Annotated in this window: 3 protein-coding genes and 1 pseudogene; 1 reads left to right on the forward strand and 3 read right to left on the reverse strand. The window is 67.7% G+C overall.

Annotated elements, in window-relative coordinates:
- Positions 1-391 (forward strand): annotated as a pseudogene (locus VGD20_RS08655) (MFS transporter); the annotation flags it as partial.
- On the opposite strand, the gene VGD20_RS08660 reads toward VGD20_RS08655, so the two are convergent.
- The 3 genes from VGD20_RS08660 to VGD20_RS08670 form a co-directional block, all read right to left on the reverse strand.
- Entirely contained in the window at positions 388-1,797 is a 1,410-nt protein-coding gene (locus tag VGD20_RS08660; RefSeq protein WP_331134057.1) for a TolC family protein, read from the reverse strand. The pseudogene VGD20_RS08655 and the gene VGD20_RS08660 overlap by 4 nt on opposite strands.
- 11 nt (positions 1,798-1,808) lie before the next feature.
- On the reverse strand, positions 1,809-5,000 hold the full coding sequence (locus tag VGD20_RS08665; RefSeq protein ID WP_331134058.1) for a multidrug efflux RND transporter permease subunit: 3,192 nt from the start codon (positions 4,998-5,000) through the stop codon (positions 1,809-1,811).
- A gap of 155 nt (positions 5,001-5,155) precedes the next feature.
- The coding region (locus tag VGD20_RS08670) for an efflux RND transporter periplasmic adaptor subunit (RefSeq protein ID WP_331134059.1) at positions 5,156-6,001 on the reverse strand (846 nt) is incomplete at its 5' end.

Here is a 6,001-nt window from a genome sequence, read left to right on the forward strand (position 1 = left end):
ACGCATCGGACAGGCACGCACGCATATCACCGGACTCGTCTGCGGCGCGATCGGTTACGGCAGCTTCTTTGTCCTGCGCGATCCGAACCAGCTGATCGCGAGCGAAATCTTCATCGGCATCTTCTGGGCGTCGGTACTCGCGATGCCCTATGCGATGCTCGCCTCCAGCCTGCCGCAGGCAAAGCTCGGCATCTATATGGGGCTGTTCAATGTCTTCGTCGTGATCCCGCAATTGCTCGTCGCGACCGTCATGGGGTCGATCATGAAGGCCTTCTTCCCCGGCGAGCCGATCTACACGATGGCGTTTGCGGCGGCGACGCTGCTGCTCGCCGCGCTCGCGATGCTGCGCGTCGTGCCGTTGACCGCGGCGGAGCGGCCGGTCGAAGCCTAGGTCGACCAGCCGCCTGCAAGCGCGCGGAACAGCGCGATCTGCCGCCGCGAAATCTGCCCGTCCTGTTCGGCGAGCGTCGCCTCGGCCTCGGCAAAGGTCCGTTCGGCGTCGAGCCATTCGAACGAGTCCGACGCGCCTTCCTCACGCTTGGCGCGGACGATCCGCGCCGCGCGTTCGGACTGGTCGCGCGCGGCGCGCAGCGCCTGCCGCTGTTCGAGCGAACGCGCGTAGGACGAGAGCGCGGTTTCGGTTTCCTCGAGCGCGCGCAGCACCGTGCCGTCGAATTCGGCGAGCGACGCCTGCGTATCGGCTTCGGCCGCCGCGATTCGCGCCCGCGCCGGTTCCTGATTGGGGAAGGCCCAGTTGAGCAGCGGCCCGAGCAGCCACCGAACCGGGCCGCCGCCGAATATGTCGCCGAAGCCCGAGCCGGTCGACCCCGCCGATCCGCCAAGCGTGATGCGCGGGTAGAGATCCGCCGTCGCGACGCCGATGCGCGCGGTATCGGCGGCAAGGCGGCGCTCGGCGGCGCGAATGTCGGGACGGCGCTTCAATAGCGCCGCCCCATCACCGACTGGGATCGGGTCGGTGATCTCGAGGCTGATGTTGCGATCGCCGGCGATGGCGGGCAACGCGGCGGGGGCACGACCGGTCAGGGTCGCGAGGCGGAACAAGGCCGCCTGCCGCTCGGCCTCGATGGCTGGAATTTCGGCGGACCGCTGGTCGCGCAGCGTCGTGATGCGCGCGAGGTCGAGCCCCGTCGCCATCCCGGCGTCCTTGCGCCGCTGCGTGACTGTCACCTGCTGGTCGAGCAGGCCGACGATGCGCCGCGCGACATCGAGCCGCGCCGCGCCCGATGCGGCGTCGGCATAGGCCTGCGTCGTATCGGCGGCGACGATCACGCGCACCGCATCGGCATTCGCTTCGGCGGCGGCGGTGTCGCCGCGCGCGGCCTCGATCGAGCGGCTGACGCGGCCGAACAGGTCGACTTCGTACGAGACGTTAACGCCGATATCGACCGCCCAGTCTTCGCGGTCGGCGCCCGGTAGCCGCTGGCCTTCGGGGCTGCGGCCGTAATTGGCGCCGGCGCCGATTTCGCCTTGCGGCAGGCGGTCGGCGCGCGCACCGCGGAGCGACGCGCGGGCGCGAGCGATGTTGGCGACCGCAACGCGAACGTCGGTGTTGTTGGCAAGCGCATCGCCGACGAGCCCGTCGAGGACCGGATCGTCATAGAGCCGCCACCAGTCGCCCGCGACCGGGGCGAGCGACACGGCGGGGGTGTTCGCCGAGACGAACGGTCCGGTCGCGACCGGCGCCGACGCTGACTTCGGCTCGGCATAGTTGGGGCCGACCGCGCAGGCGGCGAGCGCGAGGGCCGAGGCGGCAGTGAGGATGTTGCGGAGGATCATGATGTTACTCCTTATTCCGCCGGGACCGGCAGTGCGGTTCCGTGGTCGTCCGAGCCGCGCCGCGCGCGCCGCTCGGCCGACCAGTGGCTGAGCGCGCGGGCGACGACGTAGAAGGTCGGGGTGAAGATGAGGCCGAACGCCGTCACGCCGAGCATGCCGAAGAAGACCGCGGTGCCGAGCGCCTGGCGGAGTTCCGCCCCCGCCCCGCTTGCGATCAGCAGCGGCACGGCGCCGAGGATGAAGGCGAAGCTGGTCATCAGGATCGGGCGCAGACGATCGCGCGCGGCGCGCACCGCGGCTTCGACCGGCGACAAGCCATCCTGTTCCTCGGCCTGCTTGGCAAATTCGACGATCAGGATCGCGTTCTTCGCCGCAAGCGCGATGAGCACGACAAGCCCGATCTGCGTCAGCACATTATTATCCATGCCGCGCAGATTCACGCCGATCATCGCCGCGAGCAGACACATCGGCACGATGAAGATGATCGCCAATGGCAGCATCAGGCTTTCATATTGCGCCGCGAGGACGAGGAAGACGAAGACCACCGCGAGCGCGAAGACGATGCCTGCTGTGTTCGCCGCCGCCTTTTGCTGGAAGGCAATGCCCGTCCATTCGGTGCCGTAGCCAGCGGGCAGCGAGTCCGAAGCCAGCTTTTCCATCGTCGTCAGCGACGCGCCCGACGACGAACCCGGAGCGGTGTCGCCGTCGATCTCGACCGCGGGGAAGAGGTTGTAGCGCGTGACGCGGTACGGCCCCGTACGGTCCTCGAAATTGGCGACCGACCCGATCGGCACCATCGCCCCCGAGTCCGACCGCGTCCGGAGGTTCGCGATATCGGCGACGGTCTGGCGATAGGGGGCGTCGGCCTGCGCGGTGACGCGATAGGTGCGGCCGAGCAGGTTGAAGTCGTTGACGAACGCCGAGCCGAGATAGACCTGCAGCGCCTCGAATACCCGCTCGGGCGGCACGCCCAGCGCATTCGCCTTGGCACGATCGATGTCGGCAAAGATGCGCGGGTTCGACGGGTCGAAGAAGGTGAAGACGTTCGCGAGTCCCGGGGTCTGGTTCGCCTTGCCGATCAGATTGTTCGTCTCGTTCGCGAGCGCGGCATAGCCGTTCCCGCCGCGGTCCTGCACGATCATGCGATAACCGCCCGCCGACCCGATGCCCTGGATCAGCGGCGGCGGGATGACGACGATCTGCGCGTCGGTGATGTCCGCCGTGTTTGCCCGCGCCTGGTTCATGATATCTTCGAAATTGACGCCGAGCTTCTTGCGCTCCTCGAAGGATTTGAGCGGGAAATAGGCAGCAGCCGAGTTCGGCGCGAGCGTCTGCGACGGGCCGTCGAAGCCCGCGAGCATCACCGAACCGAGGACGCCCTCGACCGGCAGCACGCGCGCCGCGACCTTTTTCACCACCGCGTCGGTGCGTTCGACCGAGGCACCCGCGGGGAGCTTGGCGACGACGAGGAAATAGCCCTGGTCCTGTGCGGGGATGAAGCCCGTTGGCGTCGCCCAGAACAGCCCCGCTGTCGCGGCGATGAGGCCCGCATAGGTGACCATCATCTTCTTCGGCGCGCGCACCAGCCGGTCGGTGAGCGACGCATAGCCGTTGCTGAGCCGCTCGAACGCCTCGTTGAAACGTTCGCCGGCACGGTGGATGTGTGCCATCAGCCATCCGTCGGCCTGCGCGGGAGCGTGCGCCTTGAGCAGGATCGCCGCAAGCGCAGGCGAGAGCGTCAGCGACAGCACGAGCGAGATGATCGTCGCGGTCGAGATGGTCACCGCAAACTGCTGGTAGAAGGCGCCCGACAGGCCCGTGAGGAACAAGGTCGGGACGAACACCGCGCAGAGCACGAGCACGATTGCGACGAGCGCGCCCGACACCTCGTCCATCGACGTCCGCGCGGCTTCGAGCGCCGACATGCCCTTCTCGAGATTGCGCTCGACATTCTCGACGACGACGATCGCGTCGTCGACGACGATGCCGATCGCGAGCACCAGCCCGAACAGCGAGAGGTTGTTGAGGCTGTAGCCGAACGCCGCGAGCACCACGAAGGTCCCGATCAGCGATACGGGGATCGCGAGCACCGGAATGATCGCCGCGCGCCATTTCTGCAGGAAGACGAGGATCACGATGACGACGAGGAACACCGCCTCGATCAGCGTTTCCATCACCGCGTCGATCGACTGGGCGATAAACTCGGTGGGATTATAGATGACCCGATATTCAAGGCCCTTGGGGAAATTCTTCGACGAGGCCGCCATCTCGGCCTCGACCGCTTTGGCCGCGGCGAGCGCGTTCGAACCTGGGCGCTGAAACACCGCCATGATGACGGTCGGGTCGCCCGAGAGATAGGTGTTGCTGTTGTAATCCGACGCACCGAGTTCGACGCGCGCGACGTCCGACACGCGGACCTGCCGCCCGTCGGCATCGCTGCGGATGACGATATTGGCGAAATCCTTGGGATCGGTCAGGCGGCCCTGCGTCTCGACGCTCAGCTGGAAATCGCTGCCATTGGCATAGGGTGGCTGGCCGAGCGTACCCGCGGCCACCTGCACATTCTCGCGGCGCAGCGCGGCGACGATCTCGCCCGCCGTCAGGTCGAGCGCGGCGGCGCGGCCGGGGTCGATCCACACCCGCATCGCATAGTCGCGCGCGCCGAACAGCCGCACGTCGCCGACGCCGTCGATACGGCTCAAACGGTCGCGGAGCTGAGTCAGCGCATAGTTGGAGATATAGGCGCGATCGAGCGACTTGTCGGGCGAGACGAGGTTCACGACCATCAGGAAGTCGGGCGACGTCTTGCGCGTCACCACGCCCAGCCGCTGTACCGTTTCGGGCAGGCGCGGGGTCGCGATCGCGACGCGGTTCTGCACGAGTACCTGCGCTGCATCGAGGTCGGTGCCGATCTTGAAGGTCACCGTGATCGTGACGACGCCGTCGCCGGTCGACTGGCTGCTCATATAGAGCATATTGTCGACGCCGTTGATTTCCTGCTCGATCGGCGCCGCCACCGTGTCGGCGACGGTTTCGGCCGATGCGCCCGGATAGGTTGCGGTCACGGTCACCGTCGGCGGGACGATGTCGGGATATTGCGACACGGGCAGGCCGATATAGGCGACCGCGCCGACGATGGTGATGATGACGGCGAGCACGGCGGCAAAGATCGGCCGGTCGATGAAGAAGCGGGATAGGCGCATGGGAGAGCCCCTGTCTGAAAAACTGTTCTGGTCACCCCTCCCGCAAGCGGGAGGGGCAGCGAGCCCCGGACTTGATCCGGGGCGCAGCGGGGTGGGCAGTTGAGACGGAGCTGGCCCACGCCCGACCCCTCCCGCAAGCGGGAGGGGAGCTTAAGTCATTTCGCGAAAGTCGCCTGCGCCGACACCGGTTCGACCGCGGCGGCCGCACCCTTCGGGGGTGCCGAAGCGGCGATCTTGCCAGCCTTGGTCACCGCCTTGGTGCCGGGCCGTGCGAACTGGTAACCGTTGATGACGACGCGGTCGGTCGGCGTCAGGCCCGAGCGGATGACGCGCAGGCCATCGACTTCGGGGCCAAGCTCGACCGGCTTCGCCGCGACCGTGCCGTCCTTGCCGACGACGAAGACGATCTTGCGCGCCTGATCGGTCTGCACCGCGGCGGCGGGGACCAGCAGCGCGCGCGCCGTCTGGCCCGTCGACAGGCGCATGTTGCCGAACATGCCGGGGGTCAGGAACATCTCGGGGTTGGTAAAGCTGGCGCGGGCGCGGATCGTGCCCGAACGCGGGTCGAGACCATTGTCGGTGAAGTCGAGCCGGCCCTTCCAGCGATATTCGCTTTCATCCTGCAGGCGGACTTCGACCGCCGCACCCTTTTCGCCGCCCTCGCGCTTGGTCTTGAGGAACAGCGCCTCCGAACCCTGGAAGGTGAAATAGACGGGGTCGAGCGCGTTGATCGTCGTGAGCAGCGTGCCGCCGGCGTCGCCCGCCGATACGAGGTTGCCCGCGTCGATCTGGCGATCCGAGATCCGGCCGCTCAGCGGTGCGCGGACGGTGGTGAATTCGACGTCGAGCGCGCGCGCCGCAATCCGGGCATCGGCGCCGGCGAGTGCCGCATTGGCCGCATTCACGCGGGCGCGCAGGCGGTCGATCTCGCTCTGCGACACCGCCTCGATATCGACAAGGCGACCGGCGCGGTCGAGTTCGAGCCGCGCGAGCGCGAGGTC

The organism is Sphingopyxis sp., from assembly GCF_036402335.1.
GTDB lineage: Bacteria > Pseudomonadota > Alphaproteobacteria > Sphingomonadales > Sphingomonadaceae > Sphingopyxis.